The 20401-nt window shown below is 70.7% G+C and carries 17 protein-coding genes; 12 read left to right on the top strand and 5 right to left on the bottom strand.

Annotation, left to right across the window (positions count from 1 at the left end; all coding sequences use genetic code 11):
- Window positions 1-85: 85 nt before the first annotated feature.
- From HMPREF9056_RS04155 to HMPREF9056_RS04145, 3 genes are read right to left on the bottom strand one after another with little or no spacing between them, the layout of a single operon-like run.
- Window positions 86-1744, bottom strand: coding sequence for a multicopper oxidase domain-containing protein (locus tag HMPREF9056_RS04155; protein WP_009403165.1), 1659 nt, complete (start codon window positions 1742-1744; stop codon window positions 86-88).
- 11 nt (window positions 1745-1755) lie between these two features.
- Window positions 1756-3144, bottom strand: coding sequence for a hypothetical protein (locus HMPREF9056_RS04150; RefSeq protein WP_034513761.1), 1389 nt, complete (start codon window positions 3142-3144; stop codon window positions 1756-1758).
- Window positions 3141-4376 (bottom strand): membrane protein, encoded by a 1236-nt coding sequence (locus HMPREF9056_RS04145; protein WP_009403163.1) that lies wholly within the window; start codon window positions 4374-4376, stop codon window positions 3141-3143. Before HMPREF9056_RS04145 ends, HMPREF9056_RS04150 begins: the two co-directional genes overlap by 4 nt.
- Before the next feature lie 202 nt (window positions 4377-4578).
- Between HMPREF9056_RS04145 and HMPREF9056_RS04140 the strand changes: the two genes are divergently transcribed.
- The 3 genes from HMPREF9056_RS04140 (at window position 4579) to HMPREF9056_RS04130 (ending at window position 6554) form a co-directional block, all read left to right on the top strand.
- Window positions 4579-4875: a DUF2249 domain-containing protein gene (locus HMPREF9056_RS04140; protein ID WP_003785642.1), complete on the top strand. Its 297-nt coding sequence runs from the start codon at window positions 4579-4581 to the stop codon at window positions 4873-4875.
- A 116-nt stretch (window positions 4876-4991) separates the two neighbouring features.
- Window positions 4992-6218, top strand: coding sequence for a GTP 3',8-cyclase MoaA (gene moaA, locus HMPREF9056_RS04135; protein ID WP_009403162.1), 1227 nt, complete (start codon window positions 4992-4994; stop codon window positions 6216-6218).
- Window positions 6219-6245: 27 nt separating this feature from the next.
- Window positions 6246-6554, top strand: a complete 309-nt coding sequence (locus tag HMPREF9056_RS04130; protein WP_009403161.1) for a MoaD/ThiS family protein — start codon at window positions 6246-6248, stop codon at window positions 6552-6554.
- A gap of 98 nt (window positions 6555-6652) precedes the next feature.
- On the opposite strand, the gene HMPREF9056_RS04125 is transcribed toward HMPREF9056_RS04130, so the two are convergent.
- On the bottom strand, window positions 6653-7066 hold the full coding sequence (locus tag HMPREF9056_RS04125) for a molybdenum cofactor biosynthesis protein MoaE (protein ID WP_034513796.1): 414 nt from the start codon (window positions 7064-7066) through the stop codon (window positions 6653-6655).
- A gap of 228 nt (window positions 7067-7294) precedes the next feature.
- On the opposite strand from HMPREF9056_RS04125, the gene glp reads away from it, so the two are divergent.
- Genes glp through HMPREF9056_RS04110 form a run of 3 tightly spaced genes read left to right on the top strand, consistent with a single transcriptional unit; the run spans window position 7295 to window position 9916 of the window.
- Complete coding sequence (gene glp / locus HMPREF9056_RS04120) at window positions 7295-8767, top strand: gephyrin-like molybdotransferase Glp (RefSeq protein ID WP_009403159.1); 1473 nt, start codon at window positions 7295-7297, stop codon at window positions 8765-8767.
- Between the two features lie 11 nt (window positions 8768-8778).
- On the top strand, window positions 8779-9273 hold the full coding sequence (gene moaC / locus HMPREF9056_RS04115) for a cyclic pyranopterin monophosphate synthase MoaC (protein ID WP_009403156.1): 495 nt from the start codon (window positions 8779-8781) through the stop codon (window positions 9271-9273).
- Window positions 9260-9916 carry a molybdenum cofactor guanylyltransferase gene (locus HMPREF9056_RS04110; RefSeq protein WP_009403155.1) on the top strand — a complete coding sequence of 219 codons (657 nt, stop codon included), beginning with the start codon at window positions 9260-9262 and terminating at the stop codon, window positions 9914-9916. The genes moaC and HMPREF9056_RS04110 overlap by 14 nt, the downstream gene beginning before the upstream one ends.
- Before the next feature lie 28 nt (window positions 9917-9944).
- On the opposite strand, the gene HMPREF9056_RS04105 is transcribed toward HMPREF9056_RS04110, so the two are convergent.
- A complete protein-coding gene (locus HMPREF9056_RS04105) occupies window positions 9945-10478 on the bottom strand; it encodes a molybdenum cofactor biosynthesis protein B (RefSeq protein WP_009403154.1) in 534 nt (177 codons plus the stop codon).
- A 318-nt stretch (window positions 10479-10796) separates the two neighbouring features.
- On the opposite strand from HMPREF9056_RS04105, the gene HMPREF9056_RS04100 reads away from it, so the two are divergent.
- The 6 genes from HMPREF9056_RS04100 to modA all read left to right on the top strand — a co-directional run bounded on the left by HMPREF9056_RS04100 (window position 10797) and on the right by modA (window position 20339).
- Window positions 10797-12128 (top strand): NarK/NasA family nitrate transporter, encoded by a 1332-nt coding sequence (locus HMPREF9056_RS04100; RefSeq protein WP_009403153.1) that lies wholly within the window; start codon window positions 10797-10799, stop codon window positions 12126-12128.
- Window positions 12129-12347: 219 nt separating this feature from the next.
- The gene (locus HMPREF9056_RS04095) at window positions 12348-16124 is read left to right on the top strand and encodes a nitrate reductase subunit alpha (protein WP_009403080.1); all 3777 of its coding nucleotides are present in this window, start codon (window positions 12348-12350) and stop codon (window positions 16122-16124) included.
- Window positions 16124-17812, top strand: coding sequence for a nitrate reductase subunit beta (narH, locus tag HMPREF9056_RS04090; RefSeq protein ID WP_009403079.1), 1689 nt, complete (start codon window positions 16124-16126; stop codon window positions 17810-17812). The genes HMPREF9056_RS04095 and narH overlap by 1 nt, the downstream gene beginning before the upstream one ends.
- Before the next feature lies 1 nt (window position 17813).
- Entirely contained in the window at window positions 17814-18575 is a 762-nt protein-coding gene (gene narJ / locus HMPREF9056_RS04085; protein WP_009403078.1) for a nitrate reductase molybdenum cofactor assembly chaperone, read from the top strand.
- A gap of 1 nt (window position 18576) precedes the next feature.
- Window positions 18577-19365 carry a respiratory nitrate reductase subunit gamma gene (gene narI, locus HMPREF9056_RS04080; RefSeq protein ID WP_009403077.1) on the top strand — a complete coding sequence of 263 codons (789 nt, stop codon included), beginning with the start codon at window positions 18577-18579 and terminating at the stop codon, window positions 19363-19365.
- Between the two features lie 35 nt (window positions 19366-19400).
- Window positions 19401-20339 (top strand): molybdate ABC transporter substrate-binding protein, encoded by a 939-nt coding sequence (gene modA, locus HMPREF9056_RS04075; protein WP_009403076.1) that lies wholly within the window; start codon window positions 19401-19403, stop codon window positions 20337-20339.
- Window positions 20340-20401 lie beyond the last annotated feature (62 nt).

Raw genomic sequence — 20401 nt, 5'->3', positions numbered from 1 at the left:
CGGCCCCGGGCACAGGCGCCCGGGGCCGAAGCCGTGCTCGCAGCCACACCCGGAGAAGGGCAGGGTCACCTGATGCGGTATCGGCTCAGGAAGCGACCTCCAGGACACCATGAGCACCCTTCTCCATGTCGGCGAAGGAGTGGGACACGAACACGTAGTGGCCCGGCTCGGAGGCGACGCACTCGACGAAGCCGCCCTGGGCCGGGTGCAGGCCAAGAGCCTGAGACCCGCCGGACCAGGCAGCCCCGATCTGACTCGGGCCGCCGAGGGTCCAGGCCCCCTCGAAGAAGACCTGGTCGAACTGCAGACCAACGACGTGGAACGACGTCGGCAGGGAGGGACCCGCGGCCATAACCCAGAAGCGCACGCGCTCCCCCACCTTGGCCTTGAGCGGCTGCTGGTGGTACTGGAAGGCCACCCCGTTGAAGGTCATGAGGTCGGGGGTCTTGGCGGCGATCTTGTCCGTGCTGGGCTCACCGCCCTCGGGGCCGAGGTAGACCTCGGAGGCGACGATGGCGTACTCGCGATCAACGGAGGGCAGGCCCGGCGGGTCGATGATGACGGCCCCGTGCATGCCCGCGGCCAGGTGCAGGCTCATCGGTGAGGTGGAGCAGTGGTAGAGCCAGATCCCCGAGTGCTGGGCCGTGAAGGTGTAGACGAGGGACTCACCGGGGTTGATCGAGCGCATCGCCTCATCGGGCGGGGTGATCCCGGCGTGGAAGTCGATCGAGTGGCTCATGGTGCCGTCGTTGACCAGGGTGATCTCGAAGGTGTCCCCCACCTTGCCGCGCAGGACGGGGCCGGGGACCTGGCCGTTGAAGGTCATGCGCCGCTGGGTGACACCGCCACCGACCGGCATGACCTGCTCCTTGACGGTGAAGGTGTGCCGGTTGGTCATCGGTCCGCCGTCGGGGCTGCTCGGGGCGGGCGGCAGAGCGGCATCGAAGGCCTTGAAGTCAGCGGGCAGCCGGGCGGAGTAGTCGGGCACCGCGTCGTTGCCCGAACCGGTCTGCCTGCCTTGGCCGCCGCCGTGCTGGTGGCCGCCGGCCCCCGTCCCGCCTGCGGTGACGTGGAAGACCATGCCCTGGGCACGGTGGCCGGCGATGGAGCACCAGCCCTCGACCGGCCCGGTCACCACTCCGGCGTCGAGCGTGCCCTTGGCTCTGGCGGCCACACGGCCGGTGGTCTGGCCAGTGGCCAGGACGAGATCGTGGACCTGGTCGGCGGTGTTGTCCAAGGTGATGACGAGCCGGTCGCCGGGGGTGACGTCGACCGTGTCCGGCACGAACCGCAGACCCTCCACCTTGATGGTGGCGTTGACGGTGTTACCGGTGGCCTCAATGTCCTGGGTGGCCCCGCCCTGACCGCGGTTGCCGATGATGCTGCCGACGACGACGGCCGCTCCGGCGGTGAGCAGCCCCATGAGGATGCCGCGGCGGTCGGCGGAGTGCAGCAGGCCGCCCGACGACGCTGACGCGGCAGATGCCGTCGCGCCGGCCTGCGCCGTGGAGTCGGCTTTGCTCGACAGGGGGCGACGGTTGCGGTCGATGGCGGGGGCCGTGCCGGCCGTCACCGCCCGACGGTGGGCGGCGCCGGGCTTGTCGGAGCTCGTCACGGCGTCGCCGGCAACGGCCCCACTGGCAGCCTGAGCGACACTGTCCTCGGTAGCGCCTGCAGCGGCGTTCTCGGAGGTGGCGGTGGCCTCGTCCGGAGACGGGGCCTGCGCATCGGGCGTCTTCGTCATCGGGTTCCCCTTCAGGGCTGGGCGGACCGGCGGCCCGCGGGGTCGGAGGTGGGGACGGCGTCGCCGCCGGCTGAGGTGCGCGGCGCGCGCTTGCGTCGGGAGAGCTCGCGCAGGCAGAGGATCATGCCCGCAAGCAGGTAGGAGGTCACCAGCGCGGCCAGCGCCCCGGCGACAACGCGCACCTGCCAGGGCACTCCCGGGCTCACCGCCAGCAGGAGGCAGGCGTTGGCGGTGGTGACGCGGTAGGCGGCGCAGCGGTCCATGATCGCATTGGTGGCCCGGGTGGCCGCGGGCCCGCCGCCGAGCATCACCGGGGCGAGGTAGCTCAGGGCCGCCACGAGGATCTGGAGGGCGAAGCCCGCCGCCAGGGGCAGGCGCAGAGCGTGGATGACGTCACGGGCGGCGCCGACGTCGTCGGCCAGGGCCATGCGGGCGCCCAGCACGGCGACGCAGCCGACGAACCAGGACACCGAGGCCGTGGCCGAGGCCGTGGCGAAGGAGGTCGGCGGGACCCGGCGGGCGGTCCTGTAGGCGGGAACGAGGACCCCGCAGGCACCACCGAGGTAGACCAGGACGCCCAGGCCGGCCAGGGGCAGCCACACCCCGGAGGCGGCCACGAGTCCGGTGCCGCCCACGAGGTAGGGCAGGCCGCGGGTGGTCCAGCGCGGCGCCAGGGGCTCCATGGGGGTGCGCAGCATCGTGGGCCACAGGACCGTCAGGGTCCCCAGGACCGTGGTGCCCACGAAGCCCAGCAGCATGGTGGTGGTGTGGGCCAGGTAGAGGACATCGGCCAGGCCGGAGCGTCCGCGGGCATTGGACCAGGAGATGAGGAACCCCAGGAGCGCTCCGGTGGCCAGCAGGACGAGGGCGACGGCGTAGTGGATGGCCAGGGACGCCAGACGCGGGGCGATAGCCCGCCGGTACTGCACGGTGATGGCCACCACGCCGGCGATGGCCTGGGCCATGACAATTCCCGCCCCGGTCAGCGCCAGCACCTGGTGGCCCATGGTGATGCCGGTGAGCACGACGACCGTGCCGAGACTGTGAGCGTAGAGGCGCACGTCCAGGAGGGCGGCGCCGCCCAGGGCGGGTCGGTGCAGGAGAGTGTCGGCGAAGTGGGCGGACCAGATGGTGATGGCGCTGCCGATCCCGCCCAGGAGCAGGGCGTGCAGGGGCAGCCAGGTGCCCCAGGAGACCAGGGGGCCCACGATCGTGAGGCCCGCCAGGACCGCAGCGGTGAGCATCCAGGCCATGACGAGGGCGTTGCGGCGCACCTGAGTGGTGCGCCGGGAGGGCTTCTTGGCGGGTCGGCCGCCCGGTCCCCGCGATGGTCCGGCACCGGAAGGCGAAGCAGAACGGGGGCCGGGCCTGGGGCCGGGAGAACCGATGGACAGGCTCATGCGGGACTCCCGCCTGCCTGCGTCGTTGATCCGGCTGCTGCGGCCGCAGCCGGCCGTTTCACTCGGACCGATGTCCGGATACTGCCGGAGGTCAGGACGCGTCCCACGGTGAGGACCATGAAGACGACAATCGCCGCCACCCCGACGGCGCCGCCGACCTGCCAGGCCACGGAGGCTCCCGCCAGCAGGCCCACGACGCGCACCGCCAGGCCGGCGTGCAGCAGGAGGTAGGGCAGCCACATGAGCCGGTGGTAGGGCAGCGCTCGGTGGACGATCGCGGGGATGATGACCGGGGCGTGGGCCAGGATCATGGAGAAGGCGAAGCCCACCGTGATGCAGTGGATGACGATCTCGTAGGCGGATCCTCGCAGGCCCTGGAGGCCCCACAGCGACCAGACCGCCCCGGCGACGGCGAGCCACACGTAGCCGGCGAGCATGGAGGCCGCCATGAAGCGCACCCCGCCGCCGGCTCGGACCGTGCGCCGGGCGACGTCGTAGTACGCCATGACGACGGCCAGCCCCAGCAGGGCCGGGCCGACCACGAGGTGGGAGCCCTGAGCGACCAGCAGCAGACAGGCACCCAGGACCGCCGCACCGGACAGCGCCTCGACAACGGTCTCGACCAACTCGTCGAGGAAGGCGATCCGGGCCAGCTCCAGGCGCTCGCCGACGATGGTGAGCGTGGGGAAGAGCAGCCACAGCGCGACGACGTCCTCGATGCCACGGCCTCCCATCCACAGGATGTCGCCCAGCAGGAGTGCGGCTGCGCCCATGGCCTCGACGTCGACGGCGGCGCTGGGGGCGCGCCGGTGAACCCGCAGGTAGATGGCGCACAGGATGCATGTGGCGATGGTCATGAGCCCCCGGCCGACGACGTCGGGCGCGCCGGCCAGGAGGGCCAGGCAGCCCGCAGCGTTGCCCAGCGGGGCGAGGAAGGCCCAGGGGGCGCGGGCGGCGACCGCCCGCTCCAGGGCGATGACGGTCCCCAGGAAGCCGATGAGCATGAGGGGACCGTGGAGCGCCGCCAGCCTGGTCCCGTCGATGGGGGCCGGCAGGTTGAGGCGCAGGAGGGCGGCGTCGAGTCCCATGAGGATGCAGGCGGCGCCCAGGGCCAGGGCCACCAGGCGCGGCGCCACCCGGGTGGTCAGCGCCCGGCTGAGGCGGCCGGTCGCGTCGTCGGCGGTGGGCGCCTTGACCTGTGCGTCTGCCGCTGCCGGCTTGTCCGTCTCCACGGCCCAACCGTATCCAACAGCGCCGGAAACACCCGCACGCACAGCGGCAGAGCATTCACGGACGACACGGCTCCACGTCATCCATGAGGTCTCGGTCGGTCGGGGTGAAGGTTGTGCCGGTGAGGGCGGACGGCCGTTCCCGCCGGCCCGTGATGGTAGTAAAGTCACTCTGACCAGTACGAACACTCTGAAGGAGAGCCCTATGAGCGAGAGCCCCGAGCTGCTGCCCGTCACCGAGAAGAAGTCCAGCTGCGGCTGCCACGAACACAGCGACGAGCGCCTCACCCTGGACGCGCGCGCCATCCCGCACCGTCTGCGCCACGCCGCGGTCATCGGTGCAGCCTCCTCCCTGAACCCAGGTGAGGGCTTCGACCTGGTGGCCCCGCACGTGCCCACCCCGCTGCTGGCCCAGATCGACCAGCTGCCCTTCACCTTCCAGCACACGCTGCTGGAGCAGTCGGAGGGCTTCGCGCGCGTCGAGATCCTGCGCACCGCCTGATCCACATCTCGTCGCGACCGGCTGGCGGAAGGCGTCCAGGGGGTGAGACCTCGCCCCTGACCACGAGCTCAGGTCCGCACTCCACACCGCCGGCACGCTCCCGATATGCTCGACGTATGACGCCAGCACCGCTCGATGCCGCGGTCGTCGGCCCGAGCAGGACCTGTGGCAACTCCACGGACCTGCCCATGCCGACGACCCGGCCGGTGCTGCCCGAGCCATCCGGGCGGCCGGGCTCACCGGAGTCGGTCCTCCCGGCCGAGTCGATCCCGGAGCTGGCGGCCATCGCCGACGATGTCCCGCAGCGGCTGACCGACCGCCACGGGCGCACCGTGCGCGACCTGCGCCTGTCCATCACGGACCGCTGCAACCTGCGCTGCACCTACTGCATGCCCGCGCAGGGACTCCAGTGGCTCCCCACCCCGGCACTGCTGACCACCGCCGAGCTCACCCGCCTGGGGCGCATCGCCGTCGAGCGCCTGGGAGTGGAGCGCATCCGCCTGACCGGCGGCGAACCGCTGCTGCGACGGGACCTGGAGGAGATCGTCGCCTCGCTGTCCACGCTGCGGACGTCGTCGGGCATCAAACCGGACATCGCCCTGACCACGAACGGTCTGGGGCTGGAGAGGCGGGCCACCGGTCTGCGCGAGGCGGGGCTGGACCGCGTCAACATCTCCATCGACTCACTGGACCCGCAGGACTACGCCGCCATCACTCGCCGGGACCGGCTCGCCGACGTCCTGGCTGGGATCACCGGCGCCCAGGAGGCCGGTCTGGATCCCATCAAGGTCAACGCCGTGGCCATGCCCGCCACCGTGGAGGAGCGTGCGCCACGTCTGCTGCTCGAGTGCCTGCGCCGTGGCTGGCAGCTGCGGTTCATCGAGCACATGCCGCTGGGACCGCGCGAGACCTGGCGCAGCCAGGACGTCGTCGGTGTCGACCATATCCTGGGGACGCTGCGAGCGGCCGGCTTCATCCTCACCGAGGTGGGTCGTCCCGACCGTCGCCCGGCCGCCCTGTGGCGGGTGGCCGCCGGCAGCGCGTCGGGTGAGAAGCACCCGGCCGGGACGGTGGGCGTCATCGCCTCGGTCACCGCTCCCTTCTGCTCGGACTGCGACCGCACCCGCATCACGGCCGACGGGCGCCTCATGACCTGCCTCTTCTCCAGCACCGAGACCGACCTGCGCGGTCCCATGCGCGCCGGGGCCGACGACGACGAGCTCATCCGCATCTGGGCCAGGGCCACCTGGGGCAAGCCCCGCGCCCACGGCTCGGACGCTCCCCAGACCGAGAGCGACGGCTTCGCACGCCCGCACCGCACCATGTCGGCCATCGGCGGCTGACACCCCCACCCCGTAAGGAGCCCCGCTATGAGTCCCTCACCAGAGCTGTCCTCGGAGGCGAGCGCACAGACGAGCCCGAGGCAGGCCTCAGTGACTCTGCGCTACTTCGCCGCGGCCGCTGAGGCCGCCGGCCGCCCCGAGGAGCGCCTCGACCTGCCCGCGGGCACGACGCTGGCGGGCCTGCGCGAGCAGCTGGCCGGACGAGGGCTGGAGATGGCACGGGTGGTTCCGATCTGCAGCTTCCTGGTCAACTCGGTCTCCACCCCGGCGGACTCGCTCACGCCTCTGGCCGATGGCGACGCTGTCGACGTGCTCCCGCCCTTCGCCGGCGGGTGAGGAACCCGCATCGAGCCGGGCACTTCTCGCGTAGCCCTACCGTTTTTCCGCCCGGATACGCGAAGAAGACCCGGATCGATGGAAAGGGGAGAAGGCGATCAGGCGAGGTTGCTCCACTGGGCCGAGCCGTCCGTGAAGGTCTGGCGCTTCCACACGGGCAGGCGCTTCTTGACCTCCTCGACGATCTCGCCGCACACGGCGAAGGCCTCGGCGCGATGGTCGGAGCTGACCGCGACCGCGAGCGCCGCCTCCCCGACGCTCAGGTCTCCGACGCGGTGGACGACGCCGAGAGCCCGCACCTGTCCGCGCTCGGCGACGTCGCGGGCGATCTGCTCGACGATCCGGCCGGCCGTGGGGTGGCACGAGTAGCCGATGCCGGTGACGGCGCGGTCGGCGTCGTGGTTGCGGACCACACCCTCGAAGGTGACGACGGCGCCGGCGGCCGCGTCCTGGACGGCGTCGGCGAGCTCGGAGACGCTGACGGGGGCCTCGGTGACCTCGGCGCGCACCACACGGGCCACGTGGGCCGGGAGCGGCCTGCTGAGCTGATCGGGGATGAACGTCACGGGAGTCTCCTCGCCCTGGGCGCCGTAATGGGCATCATCGGATGGTCGGCCGCGAGCATACCCACGTGGGCACGTCCGGCTGAACAGGCATGATAGGCCCACGACATCCCGTCGCCCCGCCGATGACTAGCCGCGCTGCTGCCCCCGAGGACGACCCGTCGAGAAAGGACCGCTATGGCGCAGATGATTCCCCTGGAGGACTACGTCACCCGGGTGCTTGAGCCCCTCTCCCCCCTGGAGGCCAGCCGGCTGGCGCTGGGAGACGCTCACGGCCGGGTACTGGCCGAGGACGTGACCGCCGCCGTCCCGGTGCCGCCGTGGACGAACTCGGCGATGGACGGCTACGCGGTGCGCGCCGAGGACACGACCGGCGCCTCGCCGCAGACCCCCGTGGTTCTGCCGGTGAGCGGAGACGTTCCAGCCGGTGCCGCGCCGCAGCCCCTCGTTGCGGGAACCACTCAGCGAATCATGACCGGGGCGATGCTGCCCGAGGGCGCCGATGCCGTGGTCAAGGTAGAGGACACCGACCAGGTTCCCGGCCCCCACCCACTTCCGGACCGGGTTGAGATCCGCGCAGCGGTTCGGCCCGGTCTCAGCATCCGCCGCGCCGGGGAGGACCTGGGCGCAGGGGATCCGGTCATGGCGGCTGGGACGAGGCTGTCCGCGGCGGCCGTCTCCGCCCTGGCCTCCGTGGGGCTCGGATCGGTGCGGGTGGCGGCACGGGTGCGCGTGGCCGTGGTCTCCACCGGGGCCGAGCTGCGTGACGCCGGTCATGTGCTGAAGCCCGGCACGATCCCGGACTCCAACTCCCTGCTGCTGGCCGGGCTGGTGGCCGAGCACGGTGCGGTGTGCGCGAGCGTGTCCCGCAGCGGCGACACGGCCGAGGACCTGGCCGAGGTGCTGCGGCGGGCCGCGTCCGGCGCCGATCTCATCGTCACCTCCGGGGGCGTGTCGGCGGGGGCCTTCGATCCTCTGACGATGCTGGCCGAGGCGAATCGGGGCGGGGGCGCAGCGGTGCGTCTGGACTTCGTCAAGGTGGCCATGCAACCGGGCAAGCCCCAGGGGCACGGCTGGGTGCGCGCCGACGATGGTCGACGGGTGCCGATCATCTGCCTGCCGGGCAACCCGGTGAGCGTCCTGGTCTCCTTCACCACGATCGTGGCCCCGGCCCTGGCCCGCCTGGCCGGGCAGGACACCAGCGACAGCAGCGACGGGATGCTCCCGGGGCGCCCCCGGCCGACGGCTCGCGCGGCTGTGGCCTGGCGGACCCCGCCGGGGCGGCGCCAGCACGTGCCGGTGCGCTTCACCGGACCGCCCGCTCATCCCGCCGCCGCTGAGGCGGACAAGCACGGAAACCATGCCGAGGGCGGCGCCGAGGAGCATGCGTGCCTGCCGTGGGTGACACCCACCCACCGCCTGGGCTCGGGCTCACACCTGGTGGCCTCACTGCCTGCCGCGCAGGCGCTGGCGGTCGTGGCCGCCGAGGTCGAGGCCGTCGAGGTCGGCGACGAACTCCCCCTCATCGCGCTGTCCGACTCGCTGTCCCCGTCGCCTCCGGTACGCACGGTAGAGCTCGCGGACGGTCCCCGAGGGCCCGCCGTCGAGAGCGGAGGTGCGTCCGCGACACCCGATTCCCCAACCCGCTGAAGGAGCCCCTCATGACTACCCGTCCCGATATCACCCTCACCCACCTGGACGAGGCGGGCGCCGCCTACATGGTGGACGTCACCGCCAAGATGCAGAGTGTGCGCGAGGCGCGGGCCACCGCCTTCGTGGCCTGCTCGGAGGCGATCGTGACCGCCCTGCGCGAGGGCGCCGTCCCCAAGGGCGACGTGCTCGCAGTGGCCCGCGTGGCCGGGATCGCGGCCACCAAGAAGGTCCCCGACCTGCTGCCGCTGGCGCACGTCATCGGCGTGCACGGCGCACGCGTGGACCTGGAGGTCGTCGACGGCGGCGTACGCATCGAGACGACCGTGCGCACGGCCGACCGCACGGGGGTGGAGATGGAGGCCCTCACGGCCGCCACCGTGGCCGGACTGGCGATCGTCGACATGGTCAAGGGTGTGGACCGGGGCGTCGAGCTGCGCGAGGCCAAGGTGGTGGCCAAGTCCGGGGGCCGCTCAGGGGACTGGGTGCGCGGTGACGGCGCCTGACCGGGCCGACGGCCCCGAGGTGAACGCCACAGGCCCGGTCGACGTCGTCGTCCTGGCCGGCGGAACCGGCCGGCGGCTCGACGGTGCCTCCAAGCCCGACGTCGTCGCCCGCGGAGCGCGCCTGCTCGACCATGTCCTAGCCGGACTGGAGCAGTTGCGGGAACAGGGCCTTCCACTGGGGCGCGTGTGCGTCGTCGCCCCCGAGCGGGTGGCGCTGCCCGAAGGCGTCCTGCGGGCACTGGAGGACCCGCCCCTGGGCGGGCCGGTCGCCGGGATCGCGGCAGGGCTGACGATCCTGGAACAGAACCGGCCGACAGCGGAGCTGACCGGGATCCTCACCTGTGACGCCCCAGCCTCCTGGCGGGCGCTGCCGGCTCTGCACCGGGCGCTGCTGGGCGCCGGACGGGACCTGGAAGGCGTCTGCACCCGCGACGGCGACCACACCCAGTACCTGCTGGGTCTCTACCACCGCCGGGCGCTGGCCGCGGCCACGACCCCGGGAGGCACTCCCCTGCGAGACGTAGCCGTGCGTCGGGTCCTCGGGAGCCTCCGCGTCGCAACGCTCGCCCTCCCTCACGGGATCGTGAGGGACCTGGACACCTGGGCCGAGGTCCGAGCATGGGACACCGACCTGCCCGAGTGACGAGCGAGGGCCCCCTTTCGCGGGCCCCTCAGTGGTCGCCGCCGCCGAGCTGCTCCAGGACGTGGGGCACCAGGGGGCCGACGACGGCGACGGTGTCCTTGACCCCGCCGCGTGAGCCGGGGGCGTTGACGACCAGGGCGCCGTCGTCACCGCGGGAGGTCACTCCCACCAGGCCGCGGGACAGTCCCGCCAGCGGCGTCTTGGTCAGCCCGTGGGCGCGGATCTGGGCCTCGATGCCCTCGATGCGGGTCTCAAGCAGCGGTGCTGTGGCCTCGGGGGTGAGGTCGCGGGGGGTGACCCCGGTGCCGCCCGTGGTCAGGACCACCCGGGCGCCGGCGGACACCGCCCGCCTGATCGCCTCGCGCACCGACTCGACGCCGTCGGGCACAAGGTCCACCGTGTCGACCACGACGTCGTGCTCGGCCAGGAGTCGCTGCGCCAGGGGGCCGGAGAGGTCCTCGCGATCCCCGCTGGCACAGCGGTCGGAGACGGTGATGACGGCGCCCTTGACGGGCGCGGGCAGGGCAGCCAGGCCCTTCTGGACGATGGGGGTCTCACTCATGGGCCCACCGTAGTCCGCGCGGTCCCTGCTCAGGTACCTCCAGCCTCCGCCGGACGCGGAGGGTTCACAGGGTTCTGTCCCGCCCCCACAATAATTAGAGAACTTACATTTAACTTAATTCGTTGTCCTCGAGTACGGTCAGGACCCCAGTTTCGCCCCGCATTGCTCGGACATTCGTCCCTTGCCTAAAGGTCCTGCCGCGGACATGCATCATAGGGGCGGTGCGTGCCCGCACGCCCCCACCGACATCTTCACGACAGTCTCAGGTCCACGGCGCCGTCGCCCACCAGACCGAGCCCCACACACAGCAGGAGCCCTATGTCCACGCTCGACACCTCCGGTCGCGTCCTCACAGGGTGGAACCCCGAGGAGCCGGAGAAGTGGTCCGCGAAGATCGCCTGGACCACCCTGACCGTCTCGACCTACTCGATGATCCTGGCCTTCTGCGTCTGGTTCCTCCCCAGCGCGATCGCCCCCAAGCTCACCGAGATCGGCTTCCAGCTCACCGACGGTCAGCTCTACTGGCTCGCCGCCATGCCCGGCCTGTCCTGCGGGCTCATCCGCCTCGTCTACATGTTCCTGCCGCCGATCGTCGGCACGCGCAAGCTCGTCGCGTGGTCGTCCCTGCTCTACGCGCTGCCGATGCTCGGGTGGTTCTTCGCGGTGCAGAGCAACGAGACGAGCTTCGGGGTCCTGCTCGCCCTGGCCTTCGCCTGCGGGATCGGGGGCGGCTCGTTCTCGGGTTACATGCCCTCGACCGGGTACTTCTTCCCCAAGCGGCTCTCCGGTACCGCCCTGGGGATCCAGGCGGGCATCGGAAACCTGGGAATGAGCATCATCCAGCTGCTGAGCCCCTGGCTCATGGGCTTCGGCCTGCTGGGCATCACCTGGATCGCTCCTCAGCACGCCGGCAACGGCCAGGTCTGGGTCCACAACGCGGCCGTCTTCTTCATCCCGTGGACCATCGTGGCCGCGATCCTCGCCTTCGCCCTGCTCAAGGACGTCCCGGTCAAGGCCAACATCCGCCAGCAGATCGACATCTTCTCCAACCCGGACACCTGGTACATGACACTCATGTACGTGGCGACCTTCGGCCTGTTCTCAGGGTTCGCCGCGCAGTTCGGGCTCCTCATCAAGAACACCTACGGGCCGCAGTCGGTCCTGGCTGAGCACTTCGACAAGTCCCTGCTGCCCCTGGGCGCGACCTACGCCTTCCTGGGGCCACTCATCGGGTCGGTCGTCCGGATGCTGTGGGGTCCCCTGTGCGACCGCTTCGGTGGGGCCATCTGGACCTTCATCTCCGTGGTCGGAATGGGCGTCACGCTGGCCATCACCACCTTCTACCTCCACCCGACCGATCCGGCGCAGTTCCCCGGGTTCCTGTGGTCCATGCTGGCGATGTTCTTCTTCTCCGGCCTGGGCAATGCCGGCACCTTCAAGCAGATGCCGATGATCATGCCCAAGCGGCAGGCCGGCGGCGCCATCGGCTTCACGGCCGCCATAGCCAGCCTGGGCCCCTTCATCGTCGGTGTCGCCATCGCCTCCTTGGGCGCCACCACCTGGTTCTGGATCTCGGTCGCCTACTGCGCCCTGTGCGCGGTCATCTGCTGGCTGCGCTACGCCCGTCCGGGAGCCCCGTTCCCGGGCTGAGACCCCGCACCCGTCGTCGGCCCGGCCCGCCCGCAACCGACTGACCGGCTCGATGACGCGGCCGCTGAGGTCTCAGCAGAGCGTCCGAGCCAGCCAGAGGGGCTCAGCGCGCCCGGCTCCCACCGACCGCTGAACCGCTTCGGGCCAGCACCGACGAACAATGCGAATCACAAGCACGCCACCAACCAACCACCAGCCTCACGGACCAAAGGACCATTGATGAGCACCACCGGCTCCCAGCCCACCGGCCCCGGGATCGTCCCCGGACCCGACCAGCAGGTCGAGAACGCCCCCGGACTGCTCACGCTGGGCTCGTACCTGCGCCGAGGACAGGCCTCCGCCGACGCCCGCCGCCTGTTCCTGACCGGCGGGCGCGAGGCGGACACCTTCTACCGGCACCGGTGGAGCCACGACAAGATGGTCCACTCCACCCACGGGGTCAACTGCACCGGCTCATGCGCCTGGGAGGTCTACGTCTCCGACGGCATCATCACCTGGGAGAAGCAGATCACCGACTACCCCACAACGGGGCCGGACATGCCCGAGTACGAGCCCCGCGGCTGCCCGCGCGGTGCGGCCTTCTCCTGGTACACCTACTCCCCCACGCGCATCCGCTACCCCTACGTGCGCTCGGTGCTGCTGGACGCCTTCCGCGCCGCGAGGTCCGCCAACGACGGCGACCCAGTGGCCGCCTGGGCGCAGGTCACCGGCGACCCCGACACCGCCAAGGCCTACAAGTCGGCCCGAGGCAAGGGCGGGATGGTGCGCGTGGGCTGGGACGAGGCCATGGAGATCGTCGCGGCCGCCTACGTCCACACCATCCGGACCTGGGGTCCGGACAGGATCGCCGGGTTCTCCGTCATCCCGGCCATGTCTCAGGTCTCCTACGGAGCCGGCGGCCGCCTCCACGAGCTCATCGGCGGCACGATGCTCTCCTTCTACGACTGGTACGCCGACCTGCCTCCGGCCTCGCCGCAGGTCTTCGGCGACCAGACCGACGTTCCCGAGGCCGGCGACTGGTACAACTCCCAGTACCTCATGATGTGGGGCTCCAACCTGCCGCTGACCCGCACCCCGGACGCACACTTCATGACCGAGGCCCGCTACCACGGGCAGAAGGTCGTGGCCGTCTCCCCCGACTACGCCGACAACACCAAGTTCGCCGACCAGTGGCTGCGCGTGGCCCCCGGTACCGACGGCGCCCTGGCCCAGGCGATGGGGCACGTCATCCTGACCGAGTTCCACGTCAATCGCCATGAGTCCTTCTTCCTGGACTACATGCGCCGCCACACCGACTCCCCCTTCCTCATCGGTCTGGAGCCCTCGCCCGACGGCACCGGCTACGTGCCCGGCCGCTTCGTGACGGCCTCCGACGTCGACGGCGTCGCCGCCGGCGCCCCGAAGAACGAGTTCCGCCCCCTCGTGTGGGACCGACAGCGCGGCCCGGCCGACCCCGGCGGCACCTTGGCCGACCGCTTCACCCCCGAGGGCGAGGGCAAGTGGAACCTGCTCATGGAGGGCCTCGACCCGGTCATGAGCATCCTGGACCTGCACGGCGAGGGCCCCCGGGTCCAGGCCGCTGAGGTCCTCCTGCCCCGCTTCGACCTGCCCGGATCGGCCACCCCCGAGGGGTCCGTCGGCGCAGGCGTCGTGCGCCGCGGCGTACCGGTCACCCGAATCGGTGACCGCCTGGTCACCACCGTCTACGACCTGCTCCTGGCCCAGTACGCCGTCGAGCGCCCCTCCATGCCCGGCGAGTGGCCCACGGACTACCAGGACGCCACCGTCCCGGGCACACCCGCCTGGGCCAGCGAGATCACCGGCGTGCCGGGCCCCGCCATCATCCGGGTGGCACGAGACTTCGCCCTCAACGCCGTGGAGTCCGGCGGCCGCTCCCAGATCGTCATGGGCGCGGGCATCAACCACTACTACCACGCCGACCAGATCTACCGGACGATCCTGGCGCTGACCTCCATGTGCGCCACCCAGGGGGTCAACGGCGGTGGCTGGGCCCATTACGTGGGCCAGGAGAAGGTCCGCCCGCTCAGCGGCTTCCAGCAGTACTCCTTCGCCCTGGACTGGCACCGCCCGGCCCGCCAGATGATCGCCACCGGCTTCTGGTACATCACCACCGACCAGTGGCGCTACGACACCACCTCCGCCGAGCGCCTGGCCTCACCGCTGGGGCCGGGGAGCCTGGCGGGCAAGACGACGACCGACACGATGGTCGAGGCCATGAAGCGCGGGTGGACGCCCTCCTACCCGACCTTCAACCGCAGCCCACTGCTCCTGGGCCAGCAGGCCGCTGAGGCGGGCATGGACCCCAAGGACTACGTCGTCGAGCAGCTGCGCTCCGGTGAGCTGCGCTTCGCCTGCGAGGACCCCGACGCCCCCGAGAACTTCCCGCGCATCCTGTGCTCGTGGCGCACGAACCTGCTGGGCAGCTCGGCCAAGGGCACGGAGTTCTTCCTGCGCCACATGGTGGGCGCGGACAACGACGTCAACGCCGTCGAGACCCCGCCCGAGCAACGGCCCGCCTCGGTGACGTGGCGCGACGAGGCCCCCGTCGGCAAGCTCGATCTCATGTGGACCGCGGACTTCCGCAACACCTCCACCACCCTGCACTCCGACGTCGTTCTGCCCGCGGCCACCTGGTACGAGAAGCACGACATCTCGTCGACCGACATGCACCCCTTCGTGCACTCCTTCAACGCGGCCATCGACCCGCCCTGGGAGGCGCGCACCGACTTCCAGGTCTTCCAGACCCTGGCCGGTCTCATCTCCGCCTGGGCGCCGCGCTACCTGGGCACCCAGACCGACGTCGTCGCCGCGCCCCTCACCCACGACACCCCCGACGCCATGACGATGGCGCACGGCGACGTCTCGACCCTGCCCCAGGAGTGGGTGCCGGGGGTGACGATGCCCAAGCTGGTGCCCACCCAGCGCGACTACACCCAGATCCGGGCCAAGTTCGACGCCCTGGGTCCCCTGGCCGAGAAGCTCGGGCTGCCCTGCAAGGGCATCATGCTCAAGCCCGGGCCGGAGGTGGAGCGCCTGGCCCGCAACCACGGGGTCTCCTCCGACGGCGAGGCCGCCGGTCGGCCGCTGATCGACACCGATATCCGCGCCGCCGACGCGATCTTCACACTGTCGGGAACCACCAACGGGCGCATCTCCACCGAGGGCTGGGACACGCTGTCCAAGCGCACCGGCACCAAGCTCGTCGAGCTCAGCGAGGAGGAGGCCGGCAAGCTCATCTCCTTCGCCGACACCCAGGTCAAGCCCCAGGGAGTCATCACCTCCCCGGAGTGGTCCGGCTCGGAGCACGGCGGACGGCGCTACTCGGCCTTCGTGGTCAACGTAGAGCACGCCAAGCCCTGGCACACCCTGACCGGGCGCATGCACTACTACCTGGACCACGACTGGATGCGGGACATGGGTGAGGCCATGCCGATCTTCCGGCCGCCGCTGGACTTCCACGCCCTGTACGGGGAGACGGCCCCCGGCTCGGTGTCCACGAGCCAGGCGGGCACGGCCGAGGTCGCGGTGCGCTACATCACCGCGCACAACAAGTGGGCGATCCACTCCCAGTACTTCGACAACCTGCACATGCTCACGCTGGGTCGCGGGGGCCAGACCATCTGGATGAGTCCCCAGGACGCGGACAAGATCGGCGTCAAGGACAACGAGTGGGTCGAGGCCTACAACCGCAACGGCATCGTGGCGGCACGCGCCATCGTCTCCCACCGCATCCCCGAGGGCATGGTCTTCATGCACCACGCCCAGGAGCGCACCATGAACACCCCGCTGACCGAGTCCAGCGGGCGGCGCGGCGGGACGCACAACTCACTGACCCGGATCGTGCTCAAACCCAGCCACTTCGCCGGCGGCTACGCGCAGCTGTCCTACGCCTTCAACTACATCGGCCCCACGGGCAACAACCGCGACGAGGTCACGCTCATCCGTCGCCGCAGCAACCAGGAGGTGACGTTCTGATGAAGGTCATGGCCCAGATCGCAATGGTGATGAACCTCGACAAGTGCATCGGCTGCCATACCTGTTCAGTGACCTGTAAGCAGGCCTGGACCAACCGCGAGGGCACCGAGTACATGTGGTTCAACAACGTTGAGACCCGTCCCGGTGTCGGCTACCCCAAGGGGTGGGAGGACCAGGACACCTGGCGCGGTGGCTGGGAGCGCACGGCGTCGGGCCGCCTGCGGCCCCGCTCTGGCGGCCGGCTGCGCCGCCTGGTCAACATCTTCGCCAACCCGGAGATGCCCACGGTCGAGGACTACTACGAGCCGTGGACCTACGAGTACGACCGTCTGCTCTCGGCCCCCAAGGACTCCTCAGCGCTGCCTGTGGCCCGCGCCAAGAGCCAGTTGACCGGCGAGTACATGTCCACCATCCAGTGGGGCCCCAACTGGGACGACGACCTCGGCGGCTCCATGGAGACCCTTCAGCAGGACCCGATCGTCGAGGCCATGAGCACGAAGGTGCGCACTGACATCGAGTCGGCCTTCATGTTCTACCTGCCGCGCATCTGCGAGCACTGCCTCAACCCCACCTGCGTGTCCGCCTGCCCGTCGGGTGCCATGTACAAGCGCACCGAGGACGGCATCGTCCTGGTGGACCAGGACGCCTGCCGCGGCTGGCGCATGTGCGTGTCGGCCTGCCCCTACAAGAAGGTCTACTTCAACCACACCACCGGCAAGGCCGAGAAGTGCACCCTGTGCTACCCGCGCCTGGAGGTCGGCGAGCCCACTGTGTGCTCGGAAACATGCGTGGGCCGCCTGCGCTACCTGGGCGTCCTCCTCTACGACGCCGACCGGGTCTCGCAGGCCGCCGCAGTCAAGGACCCGCAGGACCTGTACATGGCCCAGCGCGAGATCCTGCTCAACCCCCACGACCCCGAGGTCGTGGCCGGGGCGCGCGCCGAGGGCGTCCCGGACAACTGGATCGAGGCGGCCCAGGCCTCCCCCATCTGGGACCTCATCGACACCTATGAGGTGGCCCTGCCCCTGCACCCCGAGTACCGCACCATGCCGATGGTCTGGTACATCCCGCCGCTCTCCCCGGTCGTCGACGAGGTGGCGGCCGCCGGGCTGGACGGTGAGGACCACAAGGTGCTGCTCACGGCCGTCTCCGAGATGCGCATCCCGCTGGAGTACCTGGCGGGTCTGTTCACGGCCGGTGAGACCAACACGGTGGAGCTCGTGCTGCGGCGTCTGGCCGCGATGCGCTCCCACATGCGCGACGTGCGCCTGGGCCGCGAGCCCGACCCAGCCATCGCCGCCGCCGTGGGCCTGAGCGCCGAGAAGCTGGAGGCCATGTACCGGCTGCTGGCCATCGCCAAGTACGACGACCGCTACGTCATCCCCACCACCAAGCCCGAGGTCCCGCGCGGTATGGAGTCCATGGGCAACGATGTCAAGACCCTCCTGGGCGAGGGGGCGCCGGCCGGCTGCCACCCCGACGTCGCCTCCTTCCACGGGCAGGGCGGCGTGGGCAACGGCCCGGTGAGCCTGCCGCTGCCGACCGTGCGCCGAGAGCCGGTGCCGGCCGCCGGCCCGGGAATGTCGGAGATCGGCGTGCCCCAGCCGGTGGGGCGGGCGCAGGAGGCCGATGGCCCCTCACGGACCGGTTCGACCGGCCCCGCGGTCGCCGCCCCCAGGGACCTCTGAGATGGTCTCCTTCGTCCGCGCTCCCCGGGTCCTTGAGGCGCCCCCCGAGGTGCCCCTGGACTCCTCTCAGCGAGCCACCGTGCATATGGCGGCCTCGCTGCTGCTGGACTACCCGGCCGAGGGCGGTCTGGAGACGCGTCTGGATGCCGTCGAGGCCGAGCTGGCCACGCTACCGCCGGAGGTGGCCGTCCTCCTGGAGGAGTTCATCGCTCAGGCCCGGCGCTGCGGCGAGCGGGCCATGGCCGAGCACTATGTGGAGGTCTTCGACCGGCGTCGGCGCTGCTGCCTGTACCTGACGTACTACACGGTGGGAGACACCCGGCACCGGGGCGCTGCGCTGCTGGCCTTCAAACAGGCGCTGGCGGCAGCCGGCTACGAGATGGCCGCCGATGAGCTACCCGACTACCTGCCGGTGGTCCTCGAGCTGTCCGCGCGCAGCGGCGACGAGGTGGCCGGCGCGCTCCTGTCCTCCCACCGCGAGGGCATCGAGGTGCTGCGCAGCGCCCTGGCCGACGCCGCCTCCCCCTACGCGGGACTGGTGGAGGCCGTCTCAATGACCCTGCCGCGGATCGACGAGGCCACCGCCGAGCGAGTGCGCGCCCTCGTGGCGGCCGGCCCGCCCACCGAGACCGTCGGTGTCACCGACACCCTGCCCTTCCCCACCGTTCCCGTACGCAACCCGAGCCTGTCTGGTTCACCCACCCTGCCGGACCCTGTACCGGTCGCCGACACGTCCCCCTCACGAGCAGCCAGGAGAGTATGACATGAGCCCGATTCAGCAGAACCTCCTGTGGGTGGCCCTGCCCTACGCCAGCCTGGTGCTGCTGGTGGCAGGTATGATCTGGCGGTGGCGCACCGACCAGTTCGGGTGGACCTCGCGCTCCTCGCAGTGGAACGAGTCGCGCATCCTGCGCCTGGCCTCCCCTCTGTTCCACCTGGGCTTCCTCATGGTGATGGGCGGTCACGTCGTCGGGCTCCTGGTGCCCAAGGACGTCACCGAGATGCTGGGCGTCTCCCAACACATGTACCACCTGGGCGCCACCTACATGGGCACCTTCGCGGCCATTATGACGATCCTGGGCATGGCCGGACTCATCTACCGGCGCGTCGTCGTCAAGAGCGTGCGACTGGCCACCACCCGCAACGATCTGGTCATGTACTGCTTCCTCATTGTCCCGGTCCTGCTGGGCTCGGCCGCGACGGTCCTCAACCAGCTCACCGACGCCCATGGCTACGACTACCGCGAGACGATCAGCCCCTGGCTGCGGTCAGTACTGGTTCTCCAGCCACGCCCCGAGCTCATGACCGACGTACCGGTCTCCTTCAAGCTTCACATCATCGCGGGCTTCCTGCTCCTGGCGATCTGGCCCTTCACCCGCCTGGTCCACGCGGTCTCCGCGCCCGTGGGCTACGTGACCCGCCCCTACGTGGTCTACCGCTCACGCGAAGGGGCCACCTCCACTGCCCGGACCTCACGTGGCTGGACCCCGGTAAGGACCCAGGGCACCGGCAACCAGGGGGTCAACGACGTCACCCCGTCCCAGGGCGCCTGAACCGGCCACCCCTACCTTCGCGAAAGGACACACACATGGGTATCTCCCGCCGTGCGGCCGTCGCCGCCGTCAGCCTGCTCTCCGTCGTCTCGCTCGCAGCCTGCGGGGGCGGCGCATCCAACAGCTCCACCGGCGCCGCTTCGGGCGCCGCCTCTGCCGGCGCCGAGAAGGCCACCGGCAAGGTCACGGTCCTGGCCGCAGCCTCTCTCCAGGATGCCTTCGAGGAGATCGAGAAGTCCGTGGAGAAGGACAACCCCGGCATGGACGTCTCCTTCGACTTCCAGGGCTCCCAGGACCTGGTGACCTCATTGTCGGGTGGCAACAGCGCCGACGTCCTGGCCACCGCCAACAACTCCACGATGAAGGAAGCCGCGGACCAGAAGCTGGTCGGCTCCCAGACGGAGTTCGCCACCAACGTCCTGACCCTCATCGTCCCCAAGGGCAACCCGAAGGGCATCACCGGACTGGACTCCTCGCTCGAGGGCGCCAACCTGGTCATCTGCGCCCCGGAGGTGCCTTGCGGCGAGGCCACCAAGAAGCTCGCCGACGCCCAGGGTGTCACCCTCAACCCGGCCTCCGAGGAGCAGAAGGTGACCGACGTACGTGGCAAGGTCGAATCCGGTGAGGCCGACGCCGGCATCGTCTACACCACCGACGCAACCGCTGCCAAGGACAAGGTGGACAAGATCGACATCCCCGACGGCGGCGTCGTCAACCACTACCCGATCGCACAGACCGCCACCCCCGAGAACGCCGCGGGCGCCAAGGTCTTCATCGACGCCGTCACCGGCAAGACGGGCCAGGAGATCCTGGCCAAGCACGGCTTCGGGGCGCCCGGTAGCGCCACTGCCGGTGCGAGCACCGGGACCGGATCCAGCGCAGGAACCAGCAGCGTCCCGTCCCAGGCCGCGACCGCCGGCGAGTCGACCTCCCCGGAGGCGGACAAGCCCACGGCTGAGACGGCTGCTTCATGACGGTGCAGGCACTCGAGTCGTTGATCCGGTAGACATGGTCCGGTGAACCGGATGTCTTCCAC

It is taken from the genome of Actinomyces sp. oral taxon 170 str. F0386, assembly GCF_000195595.1.
Classification (GTDB): Bacteria; Actinomycetota; Actinomycetes; order Actinomycetales; family Actinomycetaceae; genus Actinomyces.
This window is presented reverse-complemented; position numbering and strand designations above follow the sequence as displayed.